Below are 26977 nucleotides of genomic sequence, written 5' to 3' on the forward strand. Positions count from 1 at the left end.
AGCGTGCGACAGAGGATGGCCCGTCCGATGTTCAGGCGCTCACCCGCGCGGCCGCCCTCATGGCCTTGTCGTGCCAACCTGCGGCTCCTATGGCTGCGAAGGTCTCGGCAGCCTGTTGGAGATGGAACGTGCTGCGGTCGCTTCCGAGGTGGCCGAGAGCGAGCAGGACCCGGCCCTCGATCAGCCTGTCGCCCACCCGGCGGGCGAGGTGCAACGCCTGGTGCAGAGTGGAGCCGGCCTCGACGATCTCTCCGAGGTCGAGCTGTGTCTCGCCCAGCGCGTGCAACACATACGCCTGGCCGACCAGATCGTTCAGGTCGACGGCGTGGGCCAGGGCGCCCTCACACTTCCTGATCGCATCTGCGTGCCGGCCCTGGCGGCGGTAGACCTCGGCCAGGCGTTTGAGCAGCTGGGCCTCGGTCCGTTTGCTTCCCGGATTAAGGGTCAGCGCGCGATGCAGCAGCCGCGCGGCCTCCTCGAGCCGGTCTTGGAGCATGTGCGCGTGCGAGAGAAAGCCCAGGCCATGGGCCAGGGCGGTGATGTCGCCGACCTGTTCGAAAAGTGCCAGTGCCTGTTCCAGTTCCTCCCTCCCCCTGTCGAGGTCTCCCTGGAAGAGATGAACCGTGCCGAGGTGGCGGAGCACGATGGCCTGGCTGGGCACGTCGGCGAGCCGCTGGAACAGCTCAAGAGCCGTTTCCAGCAGGTCGGCGGCCTGGGTGAGCCGGCGTTGACTCAGGGCCAGGGAGCCGAGGGAGAACAACATCGCGGCCTGGCCCGGCAGGTGTGAAGCGGCGCGGCAGGCTTCGAGGGCCCGGGTGGCGACCGTCCGCCAGTCGTCGAAGTAGGCCCGCGACACGAACATGTGAACGAAGCTGGCAGCGAGGTCGCGGCACAGGTCGGCGAGCCGCAACTGGGCGCTCTGCGTCACGGCGGACACGAGGTTCAGTCGCTCGCTCTCCAGCCACGCCAGCGGGTCATCCGTCAAGGCCGCCTGCGACGCGTCTTCCGGCAGCCAGCGCGGGCTGTCACCGCGCGGCACCATCGGGTAGCGGCTGTGCAGCAGGTCGCGGGCCTGCTCCGCCAGGCCGAGCAGCGCGCCCAGGGCCCGGCTCAGCACGGCCGTCCTGGCGTCAGGCGGTTCCACGGTCTCGGCCTGCTCCCGGGCGTACAGGCGGATCAGATCGTGGAAGCGGTAGCGTGGTTGACCGGCTTCGTCTCTGCCCAGCGGCTGCAGCAGCTGGGCATCGACCAGTTCCTCCAGCAGCCGCTCACCATCGTGCACCGTCGTGTCGAGCAGCGCCGCCATCAGCCAGGGCGCGTATCCCCCTGGGGCGTCCATCAGCCCCAGCCGCCGGAAGGCCAGGGCTGCCCGTGCTGACAGTTCGCGATAGGAGAGCCCGATGCTGGCTCGTACCTCCAGCCCACCTCGGCTGAGCTGATCCAGCCTGCTGCGCTCGTCGGCCAGCCGCTCGGCCATTTCGCCGACTGACCACTGCGGCCGCATGGCCAGTTTCGCCGCCGCGATGCGCAACGCCAGTGGTGACCCGTCACACAGAGCAGCGAGTTCCGCGACCGTCTCCGGCTCGGCGGCCACTCGCTCCGCTCCCAGCACACGTGCCAGTAGTTCGGCGGAGTCCTGCTCGGTCAGAACCTCCACCGGCACCGCGAGCGCGCCGCCCATCAACAACCCTTCCAGTCGGCGCCTGGAGGTGACGATCACGCAACAGCCCGGCGTCGCCGGCAGCAACGGCCGTACCTGTGCCGCCGACTCGGCGTTGTCCAATACCACCAGCACCTGCCGCCCGTCCAGGATGCTGCGGAACAACGCGGTCCGTTCCTCGGCCCCAGCCGGGATCGCCGTCCCGTCCACCCCGAGTGCCCGCAGGAACCGTTCCAGCACCGCCGCTGGTTGTGCCGACTCTCTGTCCGGGTCGTAGCCACGAAGATTGGCGAACAACTGGCCGTCGGGGAACCGGTCGGCCACCAGATGAGCCCACTGCAGGGCAAGTGCGGTCTTGCCGGCCCCGGCCACCCCGCTGATCACGCCCATCGGCGGACAGCGCCCGTCCTGCCGCAGTATCCGATCCAGCGTCCGTATCTGCGATGTTCGGCCCACGAACGCTGATACCGGTGGCGGCAACTGCGCCGGCCGTACCGTCACGACTGGCCCCGCATCCGCCGGAAGAGGCCCGTCATCCGCGTTCCCGCCGAGGCGCGCGGCGGGCGGCGTGGGAACCTCCGGTTGCATGGCGTCGCAAGCAGGTGGTCCGGCCAGGATCGCCTGTTGGACCTCCCGCAGCCCCCTGCCCGGCTCCACACCCAGTTCTTCCAGAAGATGTCTGCGTCCCCGCTGGTAGCTCTCCAGCGCGTCGGCCTGCCGTTCGGAGTGCCAAAGCGCCAGCATCAGCTGTGCGCGCAGCCCCTCACGCAGCGGATGATCCTCCACCAGCCCCGCCAACCGGGCCACCACCTCCCGAGGACGGCCGCAGGCCAGCTCCGCCTCGGCCCACTCCTCCGCGATGCCCAGCCGGGCATCCTCCAGACCGCGCGCCACCGTGGCGATCTCGGTGGTGTCGATCTCGCCCAGCACCGGCCCCCGCCACAGCCCGAGCACCCGCGCCAGCATCGCCGCCGCCTGCTCGCCCAGCCCCGCGGCGGCGGCCTTCCGGGCCTCCGCCGCCAGTTCCTCCGCCTCGCGCGTGTCCAGCCACACGCCGTCAGTGTGCAGGCGATAGCCGGCCTGTTCGGTGACGATCACTTGCACGCCGCAGCCGGCGTCCTTGAACGCCTTACGCAACCCGTGCACATGGATCGAGATCTGGGTGCGCACCGAATCGGGCAGGTGCTCGCCCCAGACCGCGGCCGCCAGCCGATCGACCGACACGACCCGTCCGGCATCCAGCAACAGCGCGGCCAGTAGTGAACGCTGCCGGAGCCCGCGCAACCTGACAGGGCGATCCCTGACACCGACCGCCAGCGGACCAAGAACGCGAAATTCAATGTGAGCTGTCATGACATCCCCCGATGATCAACCAGTGTCCTGCGTTCGAAACTCATCGGCAACAGGCAGGCAAGGGATTCGAGGATCACCTTCTCCGCCGCCCGGCATGGATCGCCGGGTGGAGCGCACCGGGCGGCCTGCGGAGTACGCGACCAGAGTCGTGCACGGCCGGCGCACAGGCGGTTGACCTGAATCGACTTGAATCGAATCGATAACACGCCCAGTTAGTCTTCCTGAATCGTCGGCTCGCAAGGGAGACTCCAGGCAAATGGCGAACGTGTTCCGCGCGTGCGCTGGTCGGTCGCGAGCAGGAGGCCGGTTGATCGTGCTCACGGACACCGCGCTGGAGCCGGAGGGCACTGGAGAGCGCACCATGACCGCCTTCGACGCGGCACCCTCGCCGTCGTGGCTGGAGTTCGGGGCCGAGCTGGCGCTTTGGGCGGGCGTGACGGGTTCCATTGATGGTGCTACCGATCGGGACGGCGGACAACGATGCTGATCGTGACCATTGAGAGCCTGCCGGGTTATGAGATCCAGGCGGTCTACGACCACGTGACCGGGCTGGTCGCGGACGTCCCCGGCGCCATCAAGAACTGGTCGAACGTACTCGACGAACTCGGCCGACCGACCGACATGCCGCGGGAACTCGACCTGATCAGGCACCAGGCGACCAGCCTGACGGTCCACAAGGCCCGGCAACTGGGCGCCAACGCGATCATCGGACTGCGTTACGAGAGCGTCCACGCGGGCGTCCAGGGATGGGCGGGCATCTGCGCGTACGGCACGGCGGTGTGGGCGCAGCCGGTGAGCGCCTGGGCGCGGCAGCAGTACGGCAGGATGACCGAGGCCGGGACGGTTCCGCCGCTGCCGTGACGCCCATCGGCTGATCATCGCTGTGATCCCCCAGGGGAGATGGAACTCGGCCGCTCAAGGGCGGGCCTGCCACGCGGCCGATGGGCGAGCGCGCGGATGATCGGAGCATTGAGCGGACCGGCCCGGGTGAATCGAATCGATAGCGAATCGAAAACCAGCCCTTCTAGTCTCCGGCATCAACGAAATCCACCGCATCGAGTTCAGAATCCTCGCACGTCTGTGCGCAGATGCGGTTCGCGTACGCAATGAAGGAGATTCGATGGGACACGGCAAGTGGCTGCCCGCGACGACGGGCGCGGCCCTGGTCGCCGCCCTTGGCATGACCGCTCCGGCGCAGGCCGTGAGCAGCGGGGATGCATATGGCTGGGTAGTCATGGGCGACGGGAAGGCCCGCCAGGTCGTGGTGCTGGACTCGCGATACAGGTCGTGGGACCCGGCCAAGGAGCCGGAGGCGCTGAAATGGAAGTGGAAGCCGTCCGCAAAGAACGGATTCCCCGAGGCCGAGCTCGATGACTGCACGCTGTGCTCGGGGGCGATCGCGGACGCCCGGCTCCGCTATGGCGGACCTCGCCAGAGCGGAGGCAAGTCGGTCCTCGCGGTGAACGACGGCGGGTTCATCGGTGTGGCGTCCTACCCGTCGGGCACGCGTCTATGGGCCGTGGACACGGGCGGCGACGGGATCCTGCCCCACGCCGTCGAACTGCTTCCCGACGGCAATGTCGCCGCCGCGGCCACCAAGGGGAGCTGGGTGCGGGTCTATACGGCTTCCCAGAGCTCGACCTCGAAGCAGTACGCGGAGTTCAAGCTGCCCGGCGGTCATGGCGTGCTCTGGGATCCGGCCGCCGAGCTCCTGTGGGCGCTCGGCGACAAGGACCTGGTGGCTCTCAAGGTCGGCGGCACGCCCGCACAGCCGATCCTGACCGAGACCCAGCGGGTCGCGCTTCCCGGCAAGCAAGGTGGCCACGACATGGCCCCGGTCTTCGGCGACAAGGGTCGGCTGTGGATCACCACGAACGATGCCGTCTACCAGTACGTGAAATCCACGAGCGCCTTCACCACGGAGTACGCCAACGCCGACAAGGTCAACATGCGGCTCGTCAAGTCGGTTGGTGATCAGCAGGGCACCGGGCAGATCCTCAGGACCCGGCCGAAGAGCGGCTGCGGCGCGTCCTGGTGCACCGATACGGTGGAGTTCTTCGGCGGCACCGCTTCCCGCACCCTGCCCGGCGCCAAGATCTACAAGGCCCGCTGGTTCAGGCCGGACTACCAGTGAGTCGAGGGCTTCGCCTTCGACGAGGGTGTGATCGTCCTGACCGCCGGCGATCCCGAGGGCTCCGTGTCCGTGGCCAGGTAGAAGTCCCCGCAGGTGGCCGGTTCGAGGTCACCACCGATGGCCGGACTGGCTGACTCCGCCACGATCACCGCTCGGGGAACACCCCTCACGAGATCACCGCTCAAGGGGTCTTCCCGGTCGTGAAACCTGCGGGGGTAGTCATGGACATCGTCGCCGCCTACCGAAAGGTGGGCGGCGATCGAAAAGGTGAAGGCCACCGCGGGGAAGATCTCGGCCTAGCGACTGCTGCCGCCGGCGCAGGAGGCAGGGCATGCCGGGTCGACGCGGAACGTCCACCGTCTGGTCGCCGAGGCGAGGAGGACGTGCGGATCTGGTCGAGCCGACCGTACTGCGCGCGGCCCATGGCGAGGTGGCCCTGCTGGCCGCGCTGGAGCGCGCCGTCGCCTTTCGCCGCTGACGCGCCGATGACGTGCGCTCCATTCTGGCCGCGGGAGCCGCACCCGCGCAGATCCGCCCACCTGGAGACGCCCTGGTTCTGGAGATGCCCTGGTTCTGGAGACGCCGCATGTCCCGGCCCGGTCCCTACCGGACTACGCCCTGGACAAGCCCGGCCGGATCGGAGGCGCCTCATGACCGCCACGAGGTCCGCTTCTTCACCGCTGCCGAGCTGGTCGAAACGCTCTATCGGAGCCTGGCCGACAACTCCGTCGGACGCGTGATCGAGAGCCTGCTACGCGCCGACCTGATCATCATCGACGACGTGGGGTGCGCCGCACTCGATGGCACCGGCACCCAGCTGCTGTTCCGGTTCGTCGCGGCCGCCTACGAGCGCCGCGTCCTGGTGACCGGCTCGCACTGGCCCTCCGATCGGTGGGGCACTTCCTCCCCGAACACACGCCGAGACGAACCAGCCGGCGGTGCCGGAACGACAAGGTGCGGGCGTCACGATCCCATGCAGCCTGCCATGCAGGATGCCTCTGACCAGAGCTCTTGGCCAGAGGCAATTCCACGCGTTGAAGAGCGCAGCACTAGCAGTGGCTGACGCCCGGGAACGGGTCCTTCGAGGTGTAGACGCTCTTGGCTGCGACATAGCCGGTGCGCCCGTTGACGTCGCCGTACGTCTTGTACCAGATGTTGTTCCCGCCTCCGTGCTTCTGCCCTGAGACATAGCACTGGAAGTAGCTGGGGTTCGACTTCAGCCTGTCCACGACATCCTTGGTGGCGTCGCTGTAGCGCGGGTAGCGCCAAAGGCCCACCCCGGCCTCGTTACCACAGTACAGGTGCCCGCTCTTGGCGTAGCACGGCGAGTTGCCCTGCGCCTGCGCCGGAGCCGTCACCAGTAGGCTCGCGCCGATCAGCGCCAGCCCGCCGGCCGCCATCGCGATTTTCGGGTGTCGTCGCATTCCATGTCCCCTCGTTCGAGGCTGCTCTGTTTCGGGCGACGCTAGGCGTGACGCCTTCAGACCCGCTATCGATGTGATTTACAGGCCACGGAACGGCGGCTGGTCCCTCAACATGACCACCACACTGCGCGGTCCGGCCGCTTCGCGGCGTACTGGTCTCGTGGGGACAGCCGGGCAGCGGGCCGGCATGCTCCTCCGTGGCCGGCCGGTCCGCCTCCGCGTGGCCGATGTGAGCAGTCAGGCCGGGTTCTCGTACGGAGCCCGGTACCCCTGGCGTACCGGAGCCGGGACGTACAGCCCGACGAGGGACGGCCCGACCAGCCTCTCCACCAGCGTCACCGGCCCGAGCTCGTGGAGCACCTCCACGCCCGCCGCCGCCCGGTCCGCGAAGGCCTGCGACAACTCGTCGAGCACGTCCAGTCGGTGACGACGCCCGGGGTCATCCACGCGGACCTGGCCTGTTCCAGGCATGAGCGGCTGCCCTTCCAGGGGTCACTCTGCTCGTTCGTCGGGGGACTCGACCGTGGCAGGCAGATTCCTGACCAGCCCCTTACTGGTCTGGACATCGACGTCGGCGGCCTTCTGGACCTCCCAGAAGTTGTACTTGAAGACGCGATGGACCTCGGGGTCCGTGATCCGCAGCATGGTCTCGTCGTTCTCGCGGAGCGATGAGGAATTGAGGTTCATGCTGCCGGTGAAGACAACCTTCTGGTTGATCTTGTCGTGGTACGTGCCGTCGATCAGGAGGTCCTTCTGGTGTGTTCCAGGGACGTCCCTGAACGTCCGGATCTCCGGACCGTGATAGCCGTTCGGCGGCTTCAGCAGCGCTTGCAGGGCGGCCGCGCCGGCGTGCTGGTACACGATGTCGACGTAGCAGCCCTGCTGGTCCAGGTCCCATAGCCGCCTCGCCACGGCCTCCTGGGCGATGTGCCAGGTGGAGACCCGGATGATCGTACGATGGTCGCCGGTGGTGCCGCCCTCTGTGTTCCCCTCGCACTTCACGTGGCCGAGGATGTTGTACATGGTGTCGCCGTCCTTGCGGGGCGAGTGATAGACCTTCGTGATCGGCGTCTCTACCGGTGGATGCGTCTCGTAGTAGTCGGGGATCAGCTTCATCTGCACCATGTCGTCGAAGTAGGCCAGGTAGGCGTCGTAGACGGCCTTGTCGGACAGGGTGTAGGAACTGTTCCACTGGCCCGTCCCGGAGCCGCCTTGCTTGAGGTTGGCACTCGACTGCATGACGACGTCGGAGCTGCCGAGGGTGTTGGAGAACAGGTAGAACTTGTTGTGCATCTTCGACCCGTCGTCGCCGGGTACGTCGCCGATGCATGCGGTCGAGGAATTGCCGTCGTGCCGGCAGTGGGTCGCCCACGACGGCTTGCCGGTCTCACCGCCAAGCGCCGCGGCGAGATCCTTGAACTGATCGCTGTCCTTGGCGCCGCCGTCGGCCAGAACCTTGATGTTGACGCCCCTGGCATGCGCGGCCTTCAGAGCGGCGAGCACATCGGGGTCGGTGAACTCGAACGCCGTCACCCGGATGTCCGAGCCCGTCTCCGCACCGTCGATCAGCGTGATCAACTGGTTTACGATCTTGGTCTTGTCCGCCGTGTTGGGGTTGTTGAAAACGGCGCCGAGCGGCGCCTGCCGCACGGCGTGCGCACCGGCCGTGCTCGGCCACAGAAGGGGCAGGGCAATGGCCGCGGCCATAATTTCACGCAAGAGCATGACGAGGAGTCAACCCGGTGCCGATATAGATCTGCTTCAGATCATCCTTACGCGGCTTGCGCGACGCGGTGGTACCGAGAGGGCGTTGTGCGGGTTGGTGTCCCCTTCGCGTTTGGGCGAAGTGCTCAGGGGCGTCCCGGCCGGGCTGTGGACGGGGCTGTGCGAACGGGACCGGCGAGCCGTCCTGGGCGACAGGTCCCGAACTCGCGCAGGGTGTGAGGCAGGTGGCGCTGGTTCCAGACCCAGCGGTTCACATCGCAGGTCTGGATCCACCGTTCCATGATCGCGTTCATCGGGGATCCGTGCCCGATCCTGGCGTCCGTCCAAGATCGGGCCGGCATCGATCCGCCGAGCTTCTGCCCGCCGCCTGTCAGGGGCCAGGGTGATAGATCAGGTGCAGGACGCCGGTGGCGAAGGTGGCCGAGTGGACCAGTCGCAGCGGAGTCGGACCGCCGCCGGCGAAGAGCCGCTCCCCCTGGCCGAGGACGACCGGGTGGATGAGGAGGTGCAGTTCGTCGAGCAGGTTGTCGCGTAGCAGCGATCGCACCAGGGTCAGGCTGCCGCTGATGGTGATGTGCCGGTCCGGCCCCTGTTTGAGGGCGGCGAGTTCGCCGGAGACCGGACCGGGGATGACGGTGGTGTTCTGCCAGGCCGGGGATGTCAGCGTGGTCGAGGCCACCAGCTTGGGCATCGAGTTGATCCGGTCGGCGAACGGCACCTCGCCCCCTCTGCCAGGCCAGGAGGCGGCGAACACCTCGTAGGTCCGGCGTCCGAGCAGGAGGATGTCGGCTTCGTCGAGCTGGCCGGAGACGGCCGCCGCCATCTCCTCGTCGTAGTAGGGAAAGTGCCACTGCTCGGGGGCTTCCACGACACCGTCCAGCGACACGAACAGCTGCGAGACGATGGTGCTCACGCTGTGGCCTCACTGAAGAACGCGGCGAGCGCGGGGGCGATGGCCTCGGGGGCCACGTTGTGAGGCTGACCGGTGAGGGTGGCCCGCCGGACGTCCGGCAGCAGATCGGCCACGGCCTGCGCCGTGCTGCTGATCCACGGGATCGTCTCACCGTCGATCACCAGGGTGGGGGCCGTGACGCCGGTCAGCCGATCGGCGGGCAGGGAGAAGTCGCCGGTGATGGTGGCGTCGTAGATGAGTGTGTGGGCCACGGCCTCCATCGCCGGCCAGCCCGGGAAGTCGCGCATCGGAGCCACGAACTCGGCCGGGATGCCGACCGCGGCGGTGAGGAACAGCTCGCACATGTCGCCCCGACGGCCCTCGGCCAGCAGAGCCACGAGCTGCTCGCGGTAGTCGGCCGGCACCGGCGTACGGGTGCCGGGCAGGATGTAGGGAACCTCCCACACCGCCAGCCTGTCGACGGCGAGCCCGCGGGCGGCGGCCTCCAGGGCGATGATGCCACCGCCGGAGGTGCCGTACAAGTGCGCCGACCCGCCCGCCGCGGTGATGAGCGCCTCGATGTCCTCGTACTCGCGGTCCACCGCGTAGGGGGCGGTGTCACCGCTGTCGCCGCGGCCGCGCCGGTCGTAGTTGTAGACGGTCAGGTCCTTGGCCAGCAGCTCGGCCAGGGGCGCGGTCGCGGATCGGTCGTTGGGGCCGGCGCCGATCAGGATCACCGCCGGGCCCTGCCCGATCCGGTCGTAGGCGATCGCGGTGCCGTCCTGCGAAATGACCTTGTCCATGTCGATTCCCTCGTGTTCGTGTTCATCGCTTGCATGATCAGAATGCTTCATGTGGCAGCTGTCCGACATCCGTGGACTCCACTGATTCGCCACTGAGAGATCCATGACGTCCACACGTACGTGATGATGTCCGAATGATCGCAAAGGTGTCCCAGCGCGAGGCCGAGGTGCTGGCGGCGGTGGCGGCGCGGCTGTCGAACGCGCAGATCGCGAACAGGTTGCGCATCTCCGTCCGCACGGTCGAGAGTCACGTCGCCTCGCTGCTGCGCAAGTACGGCGTGGCCGACCGGCAGGAGCTGGCTCAGCAGGCGGTGCAGGCCGGCGTGGACCGCGACATCCCGGACACGCCGCAACCCGGGATTCCCACCCCGATGACCTCGTTCGTCGGGCGCGAACGGGAACACGAGGCGGTCCTGGCGGCGTTCGGCGCCTCCCGGCTGGTCACCCTGCTGGGTCCTGGCGGCGCGGGCAAGAGCCGCCTCGCGGCGGAGATCTGCTCCACGTACCCGGCCGGCGGGGCGTTCGTGGATCTGGTTCCCGTACGGGACGGGTTCGTCGCGCAGGCGGCGGCCAAGGTGCTCGGGGTCAGTGAGCGCGCCCAGCAGCCGTTGGAGGACGCCGTCATCGAACGGCTTCGCCGCGATCGGGCGCTGCTCGTCCTCGACAACTGCGAGCACGTGCTGGACACCGCTGCCGGCTTCGCCGAGCGAATGCTGGCAACCTGTCCGGGCACCCGGATCCTCGTGACGAGCCGCGAGCGCCTCGGCGTGCCCGGCGAACGTACCGTGCCGATCGGCCCGCTGCCCCTGGCCTCCGACGCGGAGGCGCTCTTCCTCGACCGGGCCACCGCGGCCGATCCCGAGTTCGACGCCGACCCGGCCCTGCTGACGCAGATCTGCGCCCGGCTCGACGGCATTCCCCTGGCCATCGAACTCGCCGCGGCCCGCAGCGCCTCTTTGGGGCTTGCCGGGCTGCTCGTCGCGCTCGACGACACGCTGAGGCTGCTCACCGGAGGACGGGCCGCCGACCGGCGGCATCGGTCCCTGCGCGCGGTGCTCGAATGGAGTCACGACCTGCTCGACCAGGAGGAACAGGCGCTGTTCCGGCGACTGTCGATGTTCTGCGGCGGCTTCGACCTGGCCGCCGCGACGGCGCTCACCGCCGGCCGCCGACCCGGCGCCGTGAGCCATGTGCTGGGGCGACTCGTCGACAAGAGCCTCGTCGTACGCGCCCCGGGGACAGCGAGCCGATGGCGGCTCCTGCAGACCGTCAGAGCCTTCGCCGAGGACCTGTTACGAGACTCCGGCGAGTACGACGCGGCTCGGGAACTCCATCTGCTGTGGGCCGCCGGTACCGCGACGGCGATGCAGGAGCGGGTGATCGCCGCCAGACAGCACGGCGCCGGGACAGCGGCGCCGATCGAAGACAGCCAGAAGGACGGCGCCGAGGTCTGGCGGCAGGAGTTCGACGAGGTCGCAGACGATCTGCGTGCGGCGCTGGCCGCCGCCCCGCCCGGACCGGGCGGGGCGGCGCACCGGCTGGCCCGCTCGCTGGGTCACCTCACCTTCGCCCGCCGGTTCCTGGCCGAGGCCCAAGGCCACTACCGGCAGGCAGCCGAACGAGCGCCCGGCCCCGCCGAAGCGGCCAAGGACCTGCGGAACGCGGCCGACTGCTCCCTGGACAACATCTCCGGACAGAACGTGTTCGACCTGCTGCTCGCCTCAGCGGCACAGGCCCATGCCGCGGGCGACAAGAACGGCCGCGCGGTCGCCCTGGCCCGTGCGGTGGAGACGGGGGCAAGGTTTCTCGCCTCCTTCCCCGAGGGCATTCCCGGCGAACGGCTACGCCGTGATCTCAAGGAAGCCGCCGAGGCCGGAGACCCCGGCGACCCGATCGTGGCGGCGGCCCTCGCCACGGCGGCAGCCTGGACCGAGCGGCCGGGCGCCTTCGACCCGGACCCGGCCCTGGCCGCCCGCGCACTCGACATCGCACGGACGACGCGCGACGCCGTGCTCATCAGCGCGGGGCTCGACGCGGTGACGACCGCCGCCGTACGGGCCGGCCGGCATCGCGAGGCCCGGCGATACACCGAGGAGCGGCTGGCACTGCTGTCGGAGATGGACCGCGACGACCCGCGTTCGGCCATCGAGATCGTGGACACCCTTCACGTGGCCTGCACCGACGCGATCGTCGCGGGAGATCTGCCCGCGGCGATCAGCGCCGGTCGGCTCATGATGGCCGACGACCTTGTCGGAGACCACCCCTACATTTCGGCCAGCAGGCTGATCCCCGCGCTCGTCCTCACCGGAGACCTCGGCGCGGCCCTGCGCCACGGCGAACGGATGTGGGAGGGCTGGGAACGAGCCGGCCGCCCCCCGGCCGGATGGCTGCTGCCTTCCGTGTCGGCCATCGCGCTCGCCCACGGACTCCTCGACGACCGGGTGCGATTCCGGCTCTGGCGCCACAGAGCCGGCGTGGTGGTCGACCACGCGCAGGCCGGGCATGCCCGGCTGACTTCCTTCGGCGCGTTCGTCGATGCCCGGGCCGCGCTGCACTCCGGCGACCTGAGCGACGCCACTGCCCTGGTGGAGCGGGCTTTCGGCACGTTCTCCATGGGACGTTACGCGGCGTACGCGCAGGCGGCGGGAGCCGAGCTGGCTGTCGTCGCCGGGCTGCCCGACGCCCCGGACCGGCTCGCGACCGCGCTCCTCACCGCCGGTGAGAACCACTGGGCCTCGGCATGCCTGGCTCGCGCCGGCGGCAGGCTCCACGCGGACCCGGACGCGCTGGCGGCCTCGGTCGCCCAATGGGAGGACATCGACGCGCGGCTGGAACGAGCCCTCACCCTCCTGCTGATCCCACATCGCGCCGAAGAGGGCCGAGCCGCCCTCGACGCACTGATCACGAGTACGGGCAGGAGAAGCCGGTAACTCGTCCGCTCCCACCCACACGTATCGGGGCGCTCGTACTCTTGCCGACATCGCAGCCTCCACCGCGTGGGGGCGGGAGGCTCGGAAGCGGGCCAGCGCGTCGGCCACTGCCTCCACGGTAGCCGCGGGCGTGCGGGGCTGTCTCGCCGCTTTCCCCGCGAAAACCTGGGCATTTCTGTGACACCTGCCTGTGATGTGCCACAGTTAGCGTCGCTATTCCCGCCCCGCTTTCGTCGTGTTGCGCCAAATGTCAGTTTCCCGAAGTCGCATGCACTCGCCCACCTGGACTGGTACCACTCATTTCTGAATCTCACGGTCGACGGGGAGGAGCAGCAATGGCGACGATCGGGTTGGCCGCAGCGATCGAGGAACTGCGGCAAGAGCTCTACCAGGCCCAGGCGCAGGGGGCCCAGCAGCAGTTCGCCTTTCAGATCGAGGAAGCCGAACTGGAGTTGCTGCTGGAGCTACGCAATGACGTGAAGGGTGAGGGGAAGCTCCAGTTCGGGGTGGCGACCGTGGGCGGGGGCGCGTCGCACTCCTCGGTCCACGGGCACAAGCTGACCCTGAAACTGAAGGTCAAGGACCGGGCCATGGGCGGAGACAGCCCCGAGATCGGTCGCCGGCAGTCCGGCTCCTGGGATGACGAGGGCTGAGTTGGACCGTCGAAGACTGGCTCTGATCCGTGGAGGTGGCGCCTCGAGGTTCCTCCGCGTCGGTACTGGATATCTGATCGGGCCTCGCCTGGTGTTGACGGCCCGGCACGTCGTCGAGGCGAGCAAGGGCACGCCATGGGCCCAGATCGACGTGCGTGTGGGGCACCCCCACGACGCCGACGTACACCGTTGCCTGGCATCGGTGCGCTGGACAGACCCAGAAGAACGCGATGTTGCCTTGCTACTGCTGGACAACGAGGTCGACATGCCCGGAACGATCCGCAGGCCGGCATCAAGACCGTGCTCACCGGCATCCGGATGCCGCGGACGAACTCCATCATGGAGCGGTGGGTGCAGTCGTGTCGCAACGAGCTTCTCGACCGCTGCCTCGTTTGGAACGAACGCCACCTGCGGCACGCCCTGCGCGAGTACGAACACTTCAACAACCAGCACCGGGCCCATCAAGCTCTGGGCCAAGCAGCGCCGCTGCGTTCCGCCCCTGATCCGATCTCGGATCCGACGCAGATCATCGACCTGAATGTACGCCGACGAGACCGGCTCGGCGGCGTTCTCCACGAGTACTCACATGCCGCCTGACCTGCGCAGATGGAATTTTCGGCAGGCGCAGCCGCCGATGGCCTTGCCGCGGCTGCAGGCGGACTCGTGACCTTCCACGGTGCGGTCGCGTTTGTGCTCGCGGTCCACTTCCCGCTTCGCGCCCGCAGAACGCGAGATGCACAACTGTGCCCGTTGTCAGGGGGACAGCGTTTTAACCTTGGGACAGTGTGCGTACTGGATCATGCATTAGGGGGGTGAACGCCCGCTCTGCAACTCCAAGCAGTACTGCGTCATCCAGTGTTGCGACGCGCAGACTGACTGGCTCGACTTGGGCGACTACGGAACGGCCCAGCGCCTCCTCCAGCTGCCGACGCCATGCACGAGCGAGCGGAGCCAGCAGCCCCGCGAGGACCACACGGTCTGGCCCGAGGGTGTTGACGAGGCTGATCAGCCCGACCGACAGAGCATCTAGTACTTCGGCGAGGGGTCGTGCCGGACGATCTTCCAGGATCCCCGACTGGAGCGCACGGTGTAGCTCAGCGGCCGAGGTTGTGGGAGGCAGGCGGAGTGCGGCGGCGATCGCTCTGCCGTCGACGAACAGCTCAAGGCAGCCGTGAGATCCGCAGCTGCACGCCGGGCCGGTCGGGTCCACGATGAGGTGGCCGGCCTGCAGGGTGTGCCCAAGGTGTCCGCCCAGGTGTGCCGAGGTGATCAACGCGCTGCCGACCCCGACTTGTTGCGAGGTGAGGAAGAGCATTCGATGCGCGCCGCGTCCGGCACCGGCACGGAACTCTGCCAGGGCGCCGAAGGTGGCATCGTGACCGAGGTAGATCGGCAGGTTGGTGCGCAAGCGGGCGGCGAGCAGTTCGCCAACCGGGACTTCTCGCCATGCGAGCGGGAGCACGGCGCGCGCGATGCCATCGGAATCGCCGATCATGCCGGGCAGCGAGATGCCGATCGCGGTGCACTTGGCGGCAGCGGAGCTGCCCAGTAGCGCGTTGAGGTGGCGGGCTACTGCGGGTATGGCCTGGTCGGGCGGAAGGGCGGGTATCGCGAGGTCGATGGTTTCGCGGTGCATGATCGTTCGATTCAGGTCGACGATCGCCAACTCGACGGCGTCCGGGTGCAGTGCCCCGGCCACGACGGTGGCGCTACCCGGGCGCAGACTCAAACCGGGGGACGGCCGGCCGAGGCGGCCTGCCTCGGCGCGGGATTCGTTGATCTCGAGCAGCCCTAGAGTCCTCAGCTCCTCGGCTGCCGCCCCGGCGGCGCTGCGCGCGAGGTGCGCCGCAGCGGTTGCCTCGGCCCTGCTCATCGGGCCTCCGGCATGCAGTGCCTGCAGCAGCCGGCCACTGGCCGTCGGTGTGGTCGTGGGCATTGCCAACGTGCTGGATCCTCCGCTACGGTCTGGGCCAGATAAAGTTCTCACGAGAACAAAGTATCTCACCCCGGCTCAGTGAGTCGATCCGCCGGAGCCCCAGACCAGTAAGGATCCACCATGTCTGCCATCCCAAGGCGCCTCGGTTCGCCTGCTTCGGCATCAACCGCCGCTGTCCGCCCGCCGCGAGCGGGACTTCGCGGGATCGCCCTTCTCACGGCGGCGGTCGTCACGCTCGCCGGCTGCGGCTCCTCCAGCAACGACCAATCGGGGAACGCGACGACGCCTACCGCGGTGACGATCGAGGGCGTGGGCCCGGTGGCCAAGGATGACAAGGCTGCTGCGCTGTTGCCCGATCGGTTCGCCAAGGACGGCCTGGTCATCGCCGCGAACATCCCCCATCCGCCGTTCATCGACTTCAGTGAGCCCGGGGTCACCGACAAGTTCAAGGGCCTCGACTACGATCTTACGCAGGCTATCGCAGCGCGGCTCGGCACTGTCGCCTCGTACAAGGCACAGCCGTTCGACAGCCTGATCCCCGGACTGCAGGCCGGCAGCCACAACGTTGTCACGGGCATCGCGGACCTCAAGGCGCGACAGGAGGCCGTCACCTTCGTCGACTACTCGAAGACAGGCGCCGCTGCGCTGGCGCGGCACGGGAACACCCAGATCAAGACTCTCGCGGACCTGTGTGGTGTGAAGGTCGCCGCAGTAAGATCGACCACGCTGCAGACACTCCTCGAGGACTACAGCAAGGCTTCCTGCGGCGCCCGTCCGATGAAGATCATCGGGTACCCGGACGAGGCGGCGGGCTTGCAGGCCCTGCTTTCCCAGGCTACCGAGGTGTACTTCACCGCGAAGGTCAACGCGATCATGATCGCGAAGAGCCAGCCGGACAAGCTCACCGCGGTGGAAGACCCCGCCGAGCCGAACGGCTACAAGGCGAACCCGAACGGCATCGGCGTCTTGAACGCGAATGAAGACTTGGCGAAGGCCATCCAGGCCGCGTTGCAGTCGTTGCTCGACGACGGCACCTACGGCCGCATCTACAGCAAGTGGGACCTGGCGTCGATCGGCGTAACTTCGGCCGTGATCAACGGCGCGATCAACTAGCCCACACCGACGCGACCATCGGCGGTTCGACGGGCCATCGCGTTCGCCACCGGCGGACCGCCGACCATCGTAGGAGATGCACTCATGACGGAATCCCGAGGGGCAGCGCCCCGCGCCCCACTGAGCAGTAGAAGCGAGGTCACGACTCGAACAGATGAGTTCGTCGTCGTGCCGCTACGCCATCCATGGCGGTACCTGTCCGGCCTCGTGGTCCTCGTGGCTCTCGGCCTGGTCGTCTGGTCGCTGTTCACGAACCCCAACCTGGACGTCGCGACCATCGGGCACTATCTGTTCGAGCCCTACATCATCAAGGGCGTTGGGGTCACCTTGATGCTGACCGCCGTCTCGATGGTGTTGGGCGTGGCCCTGTCGGTATTGCTTGCGGTGATGCGGCTGTCGGAGAACCGGGTGCTCAGTGGCGTCGCCTGGCTGTACATCTGGTTCTTCCGAGGTACGCCGCTGCTCGTCCAGATCATCTTCTGGGGATTCCTCGGGGCCTTGTACCCACGGGTGGTCATCGGCATCCCGTTCACTGATATCACCTTCTTCGAGCAGGTTACGAGCGTGCTGATCCCGGCGACCGTCGCCGCGATCATCGCGCTCACCCTGAACGAGGCCGCCTACAACGCCGAGATCGTCCGGGCCGGCCTGATCTCTGTCGACGTGGGGCAGAGCGAGGCCGCCGCGGCGCTCGGCCTGAGCGGCCGCCAGGCCATGCGCACGATCGTCCTCCCGCAGGCGATGCGGGTCATCGTGCCGCCGCTGGGCAATCAGACGATCAGCATGCTCAAGGCCACCTCACTGGTGGCGATCGTCGGCGGCCAGGAGCTGCTGACGGCGGTGCAGAGCATCTACTCAAACAACTTCAAGGTCATGCCGCTTCTCGCAGTGGCCGCGATCTGGTACCTCGCCCTGGTCAGCGTGCTGAGCGTGGGCCAGCACTTCCTCGAACGACGCTACGGCAAGGCCGGGGTCGCCCCCGCTCGCCCGGGGCCGCTCCGCAGGCTCTTCGTAAGTGAAGGAGGCCCAGCATGAGCGGCCTGAACGAGAACGGCAGCGGACCGGTCATCCGAGCCGAGAAGGTGTCCAAACACTTCGGCCGGACAGCCGTGCTGAAGGACATCACCCTTGAAGTCCACCAGGGTGAGGTGGCCGTGCTGGTCGGGCCGTCCGGGTCCGGCAAGTCCACGTTCCTGCGTTGCGTCAACCGCCTCGAGCGCATCGACGGCGGCCGGCTATGGGCCAACGGCGAGCTGGTTGGCTACCGGCAGGTGGGGCGGCGGCTGATCGAGCGCAGACCCGTCGAGGTCACCCGGCAGCGACAGGACGTCGGGATGGTCTTTCAGCGCTTCAACCTGTTCGCCCATATGACCGCGCTCGAGAACATCATGCATGCCCCCGTGCTACTCAAGCGAATGGGCCGCGCCGAGGCGAAGGCGCGGGCAGCCGCCCTGCTCGACCGGGTCGGCCTGGGCCGCAAGGCGGCGAACCGGCCGGCGCAGCTGTCGGGTGGTGAGCAGCAACGTGTGGCCATCGCAAGGGCCCTGGCGATGCAGCCCAAGCTGATGCTGTTCGACGAACCCACCTCGGCGCTGGATCCGGAACTTGTGGGCGAGGTGCTGGACGTGATGCGCGACCTCGCGACCGACGGCATGACGATGCTGGTCGTCACCCACGAGATGGGCTTTGCTACGCAGGTCGCCGACTCGGCGTTCTTCATGGACGACGGCCGGATCGTCGAATCGGGTTCGCCGAACGAGCTGTTCGGTAACCCGCAGCACGAACGGACGAAGGCGTTCCTGTCCAGGGTGCGCAAGAACCAGTAATCAGCACGAGCAATACAGCGAGACGAGACAGAGGATATGACACAAGCGCGCACACAACGGGTACGACAACGCGACTGGGCCGACCGCCGGCCTCGGGTGGGCGTTGTCGGTACCGGCTTCATCGGTCAGGTGCACGCCCAGGCCTGGGCCCGGCTGGACGTCGACCTGCGAATCTGGGGGCGGTCCGGCGCCGACGCCGTGGCGACAATGAGCGGTGCGACCCGCTGCGACGACTTCGATGATCTGCTTGACAGCGTCGACATCGTCGACATCTGCCTGCCCACAGACCTGCATCAGCCGTTCGCGTTGGCTGCCGCTGCACGCGGCAGACACGTGGTGTGCGAGAAGCCGCTGGCGCTCACGGTCACCGACGCTGAAGCGATCGCCGCTGCGTGTGCGGAGGCCGGAGTGGGGCTCTACATCGGCCATGTCGTCCGCTATTACCCCGAATACCACACGGTTCGCAGCGCTGTCGCCCAAGGCAAGGTCGGCGACGTCGCGCTCGTCCGCCTGGCTCGCGAAAGCGCGCTTCCAGAGCGGGCGGCGGGCGCCTGGATTTTCGACGAGGCGCGATCCGGCGGCATCATTGCCGATCTGATGTCGCACGACATCGACTTTGCGTCCTGGTTGTCCGGGCCAGTGGTCCGGGTTTACACGAAGACGCTGCGCGTCATGTCGGACCTTGTCGACGATCACGCGTACGCGGTCCTCACCCACGCCTCCGGCTCACTTTCGCATCTGACCGCCTCCTGGGCGCAACCGGCAGCGCGGTTCCGCACCCGCATCGAAGTGGCAGGGACGTCGGGCATGCTGGCATACGACTCGGACTCGGCACAGACGCTCACGGTGTCGCTCCGGCAGGAGACACCTGTGACGGGGGCCGGCCTGCCGGGTCGGTCCGGCCAGGTCGTGCTGGGCGACGATCCGTTCACCGCGCAACTGCGCGACTTCCTCGCCGGCATTCGAACCGGGACGCCGGCCAGGACATCAGTACAGGACAGCATCGCCACCGTGCGCACGATCGAGGCAGCGCGGGAGTCCGCGCGCACCGGGCGCGCCGTGTCACTGGAGGAAGCCGCATCGTGAACCCCGTCCGCATCGGATTGATGACCTACGCTCACGTGCACGCGCCCATGTACTGCCGGCTGCTGCAGTCGTTGCCCGGCGTGGAACTCGTCGGACTCGCCGACGACGACGCCCGGCGAGCAGATGAAGCGGCGAAGGCGCACGGCCTGCGTACGTACGAGACCTACGACGAGTTGTTGGCAGCCGACCTTGATGCAGTGATCGTATGTTCGGAGAACACGCGGCATCGAGGACACGTCGAGCTTGCGGCACGCGCGGGAGTGCAGATCCTCTGCGAGAAGCCACTGGCCACCGATGTGGACGACGCGGTGGCGATGGTGCGAACCTGTCGCGAGCACGATGTCCCGCTGATGACCGCCTTCCCGATGCGCTACAGCGCCCCGATCCACGAGCTGCGAACGCTGCTGGAATCGGGCGCCGTCGGCACGATTCGCGGCTGCGAAGGAGTCAACCAGGGCCAACTGCCACGACACCGGCGCAACTGGTTCGTCGACCCGGAACTCGCGGGCGGCGGTGCCCTGATCGACCACACGGTGCACGTCGCGGACGCGTTGCGGTTCATCCTGGCCGACGAGGTGACGGAGGTGTACGCGCAGGCCAACGACCTGGTCGGCGGACCCGACATCGCAGTGGAGACGAGCGGTCTTGTCATGCTCACTTTCACGAGTGGAGTAGTGGCCACCATTGACTTCAGCTGGAACCGCCCAATGTCCTTCCCTGCCTGGGGCGGACTCGGCCTGCGGCTCGTGGCGACCAGCGGCGTGGTGGACGTCGACGCCTATGCGGAGCGAGTGACGTCCTATGACGATGCCACCCAGAAGGTCTCGTGGCTGGACGCTTCCGAAGGAAGCTATAGGGCGATGATCGAAAACTTTGTCGCGTCCGTGCGCACCCGGACGCAGGTCTCGGCCACCGGTATCGACGGACTGCGCGCGGTGGAGATCGTCGCCTGCGCTTACGAATCGCTGCGAACCGGGCAGCCCGTAGCCTGCCGTCCTCGAACGGTTTGACCAGGGGTCTCGCGCAGCTGCGGGGATTTGGAGACCGGTACAGAAATTGGCGCTAAGAGTGATCTTGTGCGATGCTCCGCCACGACGTCCGGTGAGCCTACTGACTTGGGCGCCAGGTCATGTCGGCGATGATCGGCGTTCAGGTCTGGGCAGTCGACGAACTCCTGGCCGCGATGGACGAGTCGTTCGGCCCCCTTGGTTAGGCTTGCGGGCATGCCAGACACGCAGTACGAAGACCTGCTCCGCCACGTGCTCGAGACGGGCGCCCGTAAGGAGGACCGCACCGGGACGGGGACGCGGTCGATCTTCGGTCACCAGCTGCGCTACCGGCTGTCTGACGGCTTCCCGCTGATCACGACGAAGAAGGTCCACTTCCGCTCGATCGCCTATGAGCTGCTGTGGTTCCTACGCGGCGACGCGAATGTCACGTGGCTCCGGAACAATGGCGTCACGATCTGGGACGAGTGGGCGGCGCCGGACGGTGATCTCGGCCCGATCTATGGCGTGCAGTGGCGGTCGTGGCCGACCCCGGACGGCGGGCATGTCGACCAGATCAGCGAGGTGCTGCGCACGCTGCGCGAGAATCCCGATTCTCGGCGGATCATCGTGTCTGCGTGGAACGTCGCCGACATCCCGCGGATGGCGCTGCCGCCCTGCCATGCGTTCTTCCAGTTCTACGTTGCCGACGGCGAACTGTCCTGTCAGCTCTACCAGCGAAGCGCGGACCTGTTCCTTGGCGTGCCGTTCAATATCGCGAGCTACGCCCTGCTGACGCACATGATCGCTGAGCAGGTGGGTCTCGGCGTCGGTGACTTCGTCTGGACCGGAGGCGACTGTCATATCTACGACAACCACGAGGACCAGGTCCGCACGCAGCTCGCACGCGAGGCGCGGCCGTTCCCCATGCTGAGCCTGAAGCCGGCGGACAGCCTGTTCGACTACACCTACGAGCACATCGCCCTCGACGGCTACGACCCGCACCCCGCCATCAGGGCACAGGTGGCGGTGTGATCGGGCTGGTCTGGGCGCAGTCGGCGAACGGCGTCATCGGCCGTAACGGCATGCTGCCGTGGCACCTGCCGGAGGATCTGAAGCACTTTCGTTCCCTGACTGCGGGCGCGACCGTGCTCATGGGCCGCCGCACGTGGGAGTCGCTGCCGCCGCGGTTCCGGCCGCTGCCGGGCAGACGCAATCTTGTGTTGTCGCGCACGCCGCAGGAGGGTGTGGAAACGTTCCCCGACCTGCAGCAGGCGCTCGCCGCGGCGTCCGGGGATGTGTGGGTGATCGGTGGCGCAGCCGTGTATCGGGCGACACTGCCTATCGCGGACCGAATCGTGGTCACCGAGATCCGGGAGTCCTTCGAAGGTGACACGCACGCACCGGACGTGGGACGCCCGCCGGGCTCCGTCGGGGCGTGGCAGGAGTCTTCGACCGGGCTGCACTACCGGTTCCTGACCTGGGGGTGAGGTCAGGAAGCCCCGGTGGTTGCTTCGCCGACACACCAGCGGTTCCAGCCCGCGTTCGTGAGGCTTTCACGACGCGAACCAAGTGCCAGAAGGAACGCTCACTGCCAACTGCTCCACGAACCCGTCGTCCAAGGACTCTACGATCTTGAGCGTGACGTTCACCTGGTGACATGGCGAAACCCCTGGTAGACGGGTTGATCACCACAATCACGTCCACCACCACCAGGGCCTCGTCCGCCGCCACCGCGAGTCCATCGGATCGGCCCGGCGACTGCTCAACCCCGGACAACAGGCCCTGCTTGTGCGAGACGGGCTGCACTACCTGGTGCTGGACGGCACCCTGATCCACATCGACCGGATCGCCGCCGACCGGCCCTACTTCTCCGGCAAGCACCGCGTGCACGGCATGAACATCCTGGGGCATCCTGCGTGCACTCGAGCGGGCCGGGATCATCACGCCGGCCGACAAGGCCCACCAAGGAGCCGAAGGATTCTCGTCTGGACAAAGCACTACGAATTCCCCTAGAACAGACCGGCACCACGTTGGATGGTTCGGTTTGCCCATCGCGACGGGGAGACTCCGTGCCCGACGATCCACTTGAGCTACACACCGGACAGAACGTTGCCGAGTTCATGGCGGCCATGCGCCGGCTGAAGGCGTGGTCGGGGCTGACGTACCGGCAACTGGAGGAACGGGCCGAAACGGCGGGTGAGGTGCTGCCGCGCAGCACGCGGGCCAGCGCCCTGGAACGACAGCGGTTGCCCCGGCCCGCACTAGTGGAGGCGTTCGTCAGGGCGTGCGGCTGTGATCACGACACGGTCGCCGCCTGGACCGCCCTGAGCCGGCGGCTCGCTGAGGCCACCGACGTGGCCGAAACGACCGAGGTGGCCGGGGTCGCGGACCCCGAGCCGGACGTAGGAGAGCGCGGCCCTCGCCGGCGCCGGCCGACTGGAGAATTCCCAGCTCACCGTCGGCTCTCCAAGGGAAGAGGGGTCTTACCGCTACGACAGTGACTCTCCTACCTCCTGAAACTACTGCGAAATCGACGCCGCAGCGGGAAACGACCACGCCGAGACGTGCAACTTCTCTACAAGGAGATATTCGGAGAGTGAGGGTGCGGCCGACGGGGGTTCTCCACGCCGGCCGCGGACCGGCACGACGGCCCAACAAAGCCTCGGGCGAGCCACGTGCTTCGCGAGACCGCTGAAGGGCGGCCGTCGGTTACTTGGCGTAGGGCTTGGGCAGGCGCATGCCGCGCTCGGCCATGATCTGCCGGACCCGGTCCGGGTAGTCGGTGATGATGCCGTCGATGCCCATGTCGATGAGGGCCGCGATGGTGGCCGGGTCGTCGCACGTCCACGGGATGACCTTCAGACCACGCTCGTGCGCGTCCGACACCATCTTCTCGGTGACGTAGAAGCGGAAGGCGGGATCGCTGATCGTGCCGTTCTGAGGAAAGCCGTACACCGGGGACAGGGCGGTGACACCCGGGATGCCGGCGGCGGCGCTGACGAAGTCGCCGCCGAAGTCGTCGGCGTCGATCCCGCCGAGCCAGGGGGAAGCGCCCGGCTTGCCGACCTGGAGGAAGTCGTAGTTGGTCAGGGCCACCAGCGGCCATTCCGGCGCGAGCCGGTGCATCTCCGTCAACGCGCCCCAGTCGAAGGACTGGATGGTGATCTGGTCCTCGACGCCCGAGGCGCGGATCTCCTCGAACACGCGGCGGACGAACAGCTCGCGCGGCGCGGTCTGCTGCGGCGCGCCCGCTTCGACCTTGGTCTCGATGTTCAGCTTGACCTGCTTGGCCCGGCGAGTCCTGACGAGGTTCAGCACGTCCTTGAGTTCGACCATCCGGAAGCCGTCGACCACCTCCTGTTCGGGGAAGCCGGGCAGCTGCCGGTACCCGCAATTCATGGTCTTGATCTGGGCCAGGGTCAGGTCCTTGATGAACTTGCCGACGTAGGGGAACATCGGGTCCCCGGGGGTGAGGGGCACGGTGTCCTGGCACTTCTGGGCGCTGATCTGCCGGTCGTGGTTGACCACCACCTTCAGGTCCTTGGTCACATGGGTGTCCAGCTCAAGGGTGCTGACCCCGAGGCGCAGGGCCTTGGTGAACCCCTCAAGTGACTCCTCGGTCGTCATGCCGAGGCCGCCGCGGTGGGCTTGCAAGTCGAAGTGGGTCTTTTGGGGCAGCACGCCGGGGCCGCCGGCCGTCGAGGCGTGGGCGGCCACCGGAGCGGCGAGCACGGAAACGAAAGCCAGACTTACCAGGGCATGGCGACAACGCACAGGATGTTCCGCTCTGTAAGGTATGAAATGACCTTGGCGAGGCTAGAGGCCCGTCCGCCCTTCGCTGCGGCGACGGCGTGATGAGGTCATGAACGTTCGCAGAACGCCCAGGAACGCCGGTTTCCTCTCAAGGGCCGCGAGTACGGCGGGCGGGCACGCGCCGAGGACGGTACCTTGATCAACTGTTTGTGTCGGGCACGATCGCGGGAGACGGTCTTCGCGCACCCCGCTCACTCTCTGGCCACCATCGCCGGCCGCCGGCGACCGGAGCTCCTGCCCGGCGCCCCCCTGGCCGTCCCGGGCCCGTCGATGCGGTGCTGCTGGCCACCGGCTACCGGCCGAACCTGCCCCATCTCACCAACCTGGGCGCACCAGACGCTGATGGGCATCCCCGCCGGCGCCGCGGCCTGTCCGTGACCCATCCCGGTCTCGGCTACCTGGGCCTGGAGTGGCAGCGCACCCCGTCCTCCAACACGGCCTGTCAGTAAGGATCTTGCTACCTGGTACGCGCGACAGTTCCGACCGGATCTGATCGCTCGACACACAAGCCCTGCGTGACCTGGGACGACGGCTCCGGAAATGTATTTCATTGCAGCCCCCTCCCCCGGCACGACCTCGACGATCCGCCGTCCTGTGGCATGAGGCGGTGCGGGCCGTCGTCATGTCCGGCGGCGTGCGACGGTGACGACGCCCGCGCGCAGCAGGTTGGTCGCCAAGGTGTGCCGCAGGATGTGGGCGGTTCCTCTGCTGCGACCGTGAGGATGTCTCGCCGAGGCGGAGCCAGGCGTGGTCGTCGTCGCCGAGCGAGCCGACGACCAGGGCGACCACGGTGGGGTGGGCGCTGTCGTAGTGGCTTCCCCTCACTTTGTGTGCAGTCCAGGCCGGCATCGCGAGGACGGTTTCGTTGCGGCAGGCGGCAGGCGGGCAGAGCGAGAACGTGGGGGGCTCAGGCTTCGCGGTTGGCGGGATTCCCGCCAGGCCTGCTCCGTATGCGTCGCCCGGTGGTCTGGCGCCTGGGAGGAGCGCGGGTCGATGCCTCCGTCGCCTTGGTCACGGCAGCCGGCCGCGGACACCACGGATCCACCTGCTACCCGCCGCTCCCGCGCAGGCGGGGGTCAGGTGTCCGACGGGGTGTGGGGCTCGGTGCCGGAGAGCGCGTCGGTGTAGATGTCCGTCATCGCCGTCACGGCCCGCCGGCGGTCCAGGCCCGGGTCCAGCCGGTGCTGGATGTTGATGCCCAGGGTGCCGCCGAGCAGCGCCGCCGCGACGGCCTCCGGATCGGCGACCCGCGCACCGGCCGCGCGCAGGTGGTCGGCGTACAGGCCGCGGATCTTGGCGTACTCCTCGGTGTACGTCGCGCGCAGGGCCGAATCACGGCTCACCGCCTCGATCAGGAGCGTCGAGTAGATGTGCGCCTCGGGTCGGGACATCAGCGCGAAGTTCGCCTCGATCAGCGCCTCGACCCCGCCCTGCGGCCCGGCGGCCGCGAGGCGCTCACCCATGAATTCCGCACCCCATCGGAACGCCTCCTCGACCACCGCCTTCAGCAGTCCGTCCTTGGAGCCGAAGTGCCAGGCCACGGAGCCACGGCTGATGCCGGAACGCTCGGCCACCGCCTGGACGGACGCCGCGGCGGCTCCGCCCTCGGCGGCCAGCTCCCATGCGGCGGCCACCAGCCGACGACGGGTCTCGGCGGAGATCTCCTGTTTGCGGGTCGCACCCACGTTGTGTCCTTCCCGATGTCGCGGCCGCCTGACGTGGCCGATTCTGTCACGCCGACCGGCCCGCGCCGGGTCCGCGGAGCACTTGCCTATGTTATCCGTCCAGTTCTATGCTGACCGTCCAATAACTTAGGAGGAGCCGCCATGGAACTGATCGACCTGACCAGGACGCTGGACCCCGCCGACCACGAGCTGCTCCCCGAGCAGCTGCGCCCGCTCGCCCCGGTGATCGCGCCGTCCATCGCCTACGCCCACCCCGCCGGCGAGGGCCGTGAGCAGTTCGCCGCCGCCATGCACTGCGGCGTCGAGGACCTGCCCGACGGCGAGGGCTGGGGCGCGGAACTGCTGACCGACTTCAACACCCACCTCGGCACCCACGTCGACGCCCCTCTGCACTACGGCTCGACCTGCGAAGGCAGGCCCGCCCGTACCATCACCGACATCGCCCTGGACGAGCTGTGGTGCGAGGCGCTCGTGCTGGACCTGCGGGGGCGCTGCGAGCTCGACGCCCCGATCACCGTCGAGGCGCTGGAGTCCGCCCTCGCCGACAACGGCGCCCCGGTCCCGGCCGGCGGCGCGGTCCTGCTGCGCACCGGCCAGGAGCGGTACGGCCTGTCCGACCTCGAGTTCTTCCGCTACCCGGGGATGAGCCGGGAGTCGACGCTCTTCCTGGCCGGCCTCGGGGCCAAGGTCCTCGGCACGGACGCCGGGGGCTGGGACCTGAGCTTCGCCGTGATGGCGCGCAGGTTCCGCGAGAGCGGCGACAGCTCCGTGCTGTGGGACGGCCACCGGGCCGGCCGCGAGCGGGAGGTCTTCATCGTCCAGCAGCTGACCAACCTGGCCGCGCTGCCCCCGTCGGGATTCCGGGTGGCCTTCTTCCCGATCAAGATCGCCCACGCGAGCGCCGCCCCGGCCCGCGTCGTGGCCTTCGTCTGACCCTGCCCCGCTTCCCGCCCCC

The 26977-nt window shown here is 68.2% G+C and carries 25 protein-coding genes and 3 pseudogenes; 19 read left to right on the forward strand and 9 right to left on the reverse strand.

The genetic code is table 11. The annotated features are described in order from the left end of the window. Window positions 1-31 precede the first annotated feature (31 nt). Window positions 32-3013: a BTAD domain-containing putative transcriptional regulator gene (locus tag DMB42_RS01550; RefSeq protein WP_125629834.1), complete on the reverse strand. Its 2982-nt coding sequence runs from the start codon at window positions 3011-3013 to the stop codon at window positions 32-34. A gap of 307 nt (window positions 3014-3320) precedes the next feature. Here DMB42_RS01550 and DMB42_RS01555 point away from each other — a divergent pair, with 307 nt between their 5' ends. The 5 genes and pseudogenes from DMB42_RS01555 (at window position 3321) to DMB42_RS55920 (ending at window position 6210) form a co-directional block, all read left to right on the forward strand. After that, window positions 3321-3500 (forward strand): hypothetical protein, encoded by a 180-nt coding sequence (locus tag DMB42_RS01555; protein WP_125629836.1) that lies wholly within the window; start codon window positions 3321-3323, stop codon window positions 3498-3500. A gap of 2 nt (window positions 3501-3502) precedes the next feature. Then, a complete protein-coding gene (locus tag DMB42_RS01560) occupies window positions 3503-3874 on the forward strand; it encodes a YbjQ family protein (RefSeq protein ID WP_185844415.1) in 372 nt (123 codons plus the stop codon). A 259-nt stretch (window positions 3875-4133) separates the two neighbouring features. After that, window positions 4134-5147 (forward strand): DUF6528 family protein, encoded by a 1014-nt coding sequence (locus DMB42_RS01565; RefSeq protein ID WP_125629840.1) that lies wholly within the window; start codon window positions 4134-4136, stop codon window positions 5145-5147. Window positions 5148-5556: 409 nt separating this feature from the next. Further along, window positions 5557-5715, forward strand: a pseudogene (locus tag DMB42_RS52915) (IS21 family transposase); the annotation flags it as partial. A gap of 18 nt (window positions 5716-5733) precedes the next feature. Then, window positions 5734-6210: an ATP-binding protein gene (locus DMB42_RS55920; protein ID WP_312024717.1), complete on the forward strand. Its 477-nt coding sequence runs from the start codon at window positions 5734-5736 to the stop codon at window positions 6208-6210. On the opposite strand, the gene DMB42_RS01575 is transcribed toward DMB42_RS55920, so the two are convergent. The 5 genes from DMB42_RS01575 to DMB42_RS01600 all read right to left on the reverse strand — a co-directional run bounded on the left by DMB42_RS01575 (window position 6197) and on the right by DMB42_RS01600 (window position 9991). Then, window positions 6197-6571, reverse strand: coding sequence for a hypothetical protein (locus DMB42_RS01575; RefSeq protein WP_125629842.1), 375 nt, complete (start codon window positions 6569-6571; stop codon window positions 6197-6199). The genes DMB42_RS55920 and DMB42_RS01575 overlap by 14 nt on opposite strands. 237 nt (window positions 6572-6808) lie before the next feature. Then, entirely contained in the window at window positions 6809-7042 is a 234-nt protein-coding gene (locus tag DMB42_RS01580; RefSeq protein WP_125629844.1) for a hypothetical protein, read from the reverse strand. 21 nt (window positions 7043-7063) lie between these two features. Further along, window positions 7064-8296, reverse strand: coding sequence for a phospholipase D-like domain-containing protein (locus DMB42_RS01585; RefSeq protein ID WP_125629846.1), 1233 nt, complete (start codon window positions 8294-8296; stop codon window positions 7064-7066). A gap of 370 nt (window positions 8297-8666) precedes the next feature. Beyond that, on the reverse strand, window positions 8667-9209 hold the full coding sequence (locus DMB42_RS01595) for a dihydrofolate reductase family protein (protein WP_125629848.1): 543 nt from the start codon (window positions 9207-9209) through the stop codon (window positions 8667-8669). Further along, window positions 9206-9991 (reverse strand): alpha/beta fold hydrolase, encoded by a 786-nt coding sequence (locus DMB42_RS01600; protein WP_125629850.1) that lies wholly within the window; start codon window positions 9989-9991, stop codon window positions 9206-9208. Before DMB42_RS01600 ends, DMB42_RS01595 begins: the two co-directional genes overlap by 4 nt. Before the next feature lie 134 nt (window positions 9992-10125). On the opposite strand from DMB42_RS01600, the gene DMB42_RS01605 reads away from it, so the two are divergent. The 4 genes and pseudogenes from DMB42_RS01605 (at window position 10126) to DMB42_RS54690 (ending at window position 14171) form a co-directional block, all read left to right on the forward strand. Next, the gene (locus DMB42_RS01605) at window positions 10126-12921 is read left to right on the forward strand and encodes a LuxR C-terminal-related transcriptional regulator (RefSeq protein WP_125629852.1); all 2796 of its coding nucleotides are present in this window, start codon (window positions 10126-10128) and stop codon (window positions 12919-12921) included. Between the two features lie 335 nt (window positions 12922-13256). Beyond that, window positions 13257-13574, forward strand: coding sequence for a trypco2 family protein (locus DMB42_RS01610; RefSeq protein WP_125629854.1), 318 nt, complete (start codon window positions 13257-13259; stop codon window positions 13572-13574). After that, window positions 13561-13848: pseudogene (locus DMB42_RS56260) on the forward strand (trypsin-like serine protease); the annotation flags it as partial. The gene DMB42_RS01610 and the pseudogene DMB42_RS56260, both read left to right, overlap by 14 nt. Window positions 13849-13874: 26 nt before the next feature. Further along, window positions 13875-14171 carry an integrase core domain-containing protein gene (locus tag DMB42_RS54690; protein WP_260477420.1) on the forward strand — a complete coding sequence of 99 codons (297 nt, stop codon included), beginning with the start codon at window positions 13875-13877 and terminating at the stop codon, window positions 14169-14171. A gap of 172 nt (window positions 14172-14343) precedes the next feature. Here DMB42_RS54690 and DMB42_RS01620 read toward each other — a convergent pair whose 3' ends face one another. Continuing rightward, entirely contained in the window at window positions 14344-15447 is a 1104-nt protein-coding gene (locus DMB42_RS01620; RefSeq protein ID WP_185844416.1) for an ROK family protein, read from the reverse strand. Between the two features lie 183 nt (window positions 15448-15630). On the opposite strand from DMB42_RS01620, the gene DMB42_RS01625 reads away from it, so the two are divergent. The 9 genes and pseudogenes from DMB42_RS01625 (at window position 15631) to DMB42_RS01665 (ending at window position 23025) form a co-directional block, all read left to right on the forward strand. After that, the gene (locus tag DMB42_RS01625) at window positions 15631-16623 is read left to right on the forward strand and encodes a transporter substrate-binding domain-containing protein (protein ID WP_125629860.1); all 993 of its coding nucleotides are present in this window, start codon (window positions 15631-15633) and stop codon (window positions 16621-16623) included. A 216-nt stretch (window positions 16624-16839) separates the two neighbouring features. Further along, entirely contained in the window at window positions 16840-17658 is an 819-nt protein-coding gene (locus DMB42_RS01630) for an amino acid ABC transporter permease (RefSeq protein WP_260477421.1), read from the forward strand. Next, window positions 17655-18449: an amino acid ABC transporter ATP-binding protein gene (locus DMB42_RS01635; RefSeq protein ID WP_125629864.1), complete on the forward strand. Its 795-nt coding sequence runs from the start codon at window positions 17655-17657 to the stop codon at window positions 18447-18449. Before DMB42_RS01630 ends, DMB42_RS01635 begins: the two co-directional genes overlap by 4 nt. 36 nt (window positions 18450-18485) lie before the next feature. Then, window positions 18486-19535: a Gfo/Idh/MocA family protein gene (locus DMB42_RS01640; RefSeq protein WP_125629866.1), complete on the forward strand. Its 1050-nt coding sequence runs from the start codon at window positions 18486-18488 to the stop codon at window positions 19533-19535. Beyond that, window positions 19532-20545, forward strand: coding sequence for a Gfo/Idh/MocA family protein (locus tag DMB42_RS01645; RefSeq protein WP_125629868.1), 1014 nt, complete (start codon window positions 19532-19534; stop codon window positions 20543-20545). Before DMB42_RS01640 ends, DMB42_RS01645 begins: the two co-directional genes overlap by 4 nt. 213 nt (window positions 20546-20758) lie before the next feature. Then, window positions 20759-21556, forward strand: coding sequence for a thymidylate synthase (locus DMB42_RS01650; protein ID WP_125629870.1), 798 nt, complete (start codon window positions 20759-20761; stop codon window positions 21554-21556). Beyond that, window positions 21553-22011 (forward strand): dihydrofolate reductase, encoded by a 459-nt coding sequence (locus DMB42_RS01655; protein WP_125629872.1) that lies wholly within the window; start codon window positions 21553-21555, stop codon window positions 22009-22011. Before DMB42_RS01650 ends, DMB42_RS01655 begins: the two co-directional genes overlap by 4 nt. Window positions 22012-22330: 319 nt before the next feature. Beyond that, window positions 22331-22426, forward strand: a pseudogene (locus tag DMB42_RS56265) (IS5/IS1182 family transposase); the annotation flags it as partial. Window positions 22427-22593: 167 nt separating this feature from the next. Further along, the gene (locus DMB42_RS01665; RefSeq protein ID WP_125629874.1) at window positions 22594-23025 is read left to right on the forward strand and encodes a helix-turn-helix domain-containing protein; all 432 of its coding nucleotides are present in this window, start codon (window positions 22594-22596) and stop codon (window positions 23023-23025) included. A 208-nt stretch (window positions 23026-23233) separates the two neighbouring features. Here DMB42_RS01665 and DMB42_RS01670 read toward each other — a convergent pair whose 3' ends face one another. Both DMB42_RS01670 and DMB42_RS01680 read right to left on the reverse strand, forming a co-directional pair. Next, complete coding sequence (locus tag DMB42_RS01670) at window positions 23234-24256, reverse strand: glycerophosphodiester phosphodiesterase family protein (protein ID WP_260477422.1); 1023 nt, start codon at window positions 24254-24256, stop codon at window positions 23234-23236. 1157 nt (window positions 24257-25413) lie between these two features. Further along, window positions 25414-26022, reverse strand: a complete 609-nt coding sequence (locus DMB42_RS01680) for a TetR/AcrR family transcriptional regulator (protein WP_125629878.1) — start codon at window positions 26020-26022, stop codon at window positions 25414-25416. Between the two features lie 141 nt (window positions 26023-26163). Here DMB42_RS01680 and DMB42_RS01685 point away from each other — a divergent pair, with 141 nt between their 5' ends. Continuing rightward, window positions 26164-26955, forward strand: a complete 792-nt coding sequence (locus tag DMB42_RS01685; protein WP_125629879.1) for a cyclase family protein — start codon at window positions 26164-26166, stop codon at window positions 26953-26955. Window positions 26956-26977 lie beyond the last annotated feature (22 nt).

The organism is Nonomuraea sp. WAC 01424, from assembly GCF_003947315.1.
Classification (GTDB): domain Bacteria; phylum Actinomycetota; class Actinomycetes; order Streptosporangiales; family Streptosporangiaceae; genus Nonomuraea; species Nonomuraea spiralis.

Bases quoted from the DNA above. Each gene is read 5' to 3' on its own strand.
- DMB42_RS01585 (WP_125629846.1), bottom strand. From the start codon at position 8,296: ATGCTCTTGCGTGAAATTATGGCCGCGGCCATTGCCCTGCCCCTTCTG.
- DMB42_RS01600 (WP_125629850.1), bottom strand. From the start codon at position 9,991: ATGGACAAGGTCATTTCGCAGGACGGCACCGCGATCGCCTACGACCGG.
- DMB42_RS01625 (WP_125629860.1), top strand. From the start codon at position 15,631: ATGTCTGCCATCCCAAGGCGCCTCGGTTCGCCTGCTTCGGCATCAACC.
- DMB42_RS01620 (WP_185844416.1), bottom strand. From the start codon at position 15,447: ATGAGCAGGGCCGAGGCAACCGCTGCGGCGCACCTCGCGCGCAGCGCC.
- DMB42_RS01550 (WP_125629834.1), bottom strand. From the start codon at position 3,013: ATGACAGCTCACATTGAATTTCGCGTTCTTGGTCCGCTGGCGGTCGGT.
- DMB42_RS01605 (WP_125629852.1), top strand. From the start codon at position 10,126: ATGATCGCAAAGGTGTCCCAGCGCGAGGCCGAGGTGCTGGCGGCGGTG.
- DMB42_RS01685 (WP_125629879.1), top strand. From the start codon at position 26,164: ATGGAACTGATCGACCTGACCAGGACGCTGGACCCCGCCGACCACGAG.
- DMB42_RS55920 (WP_312024717.1), top strand. From the start codon at position 5,734: ATGTCCCGGCCCGGTCCCTACCGGACTACGCCCTGGACAAGCCCGGCC.
- DMB42_RS01635 (WP_125629864.1), top strand. From the start codon at position 17,655: ATGAGCGGCCTGAACGAGAACGGCAGCGGACCGGTCATCCGAGCCGAG.
- DMB42_RS01650 (WP_125629870.1), top strand. From the start codon at position 20,759: ATGCCAGACACGCAGTACGAAGACCTGCTCCGCCACGTGCTCGAGACG.
- DMB42_RS01640 (WP_125629866.1), top strand. From the start codon at position 18,486: ATGACACAAGCGCGCACACAACGGGTACGACAACGCGACTGGGCCGAC.
- DMB42_RS01610 (WP_125629854.1), top strand. From the start codon at position 13,257: ATGGCGACGATCGGGTTGGCCGCAGCGATCGAGGAACTGCGGCAAGAG.
- DMB42_RS01580 (WP_125629844.1), bottom strand. From the start codon at position 7,042: ATGCCTGGAACAGGCCAGGTCCGCGTGGATGACCCCGGGCGTCGTCAC.
- DMB42_RS01575 (WP_125629842.1), bottom strand. From the start codon at position 6,571: ATGCGACGACACCCGAAAATCGCGATGGCGGCCGGCGGGCTGGCGCTG.
- DMB42_RS01565 (WP_125629840.1), top strand. From the start codon at position 4,134: ATGGGACACGGCAAGTGGCTGCCCGCGACGACGGGCGCGGCCCTGGTC.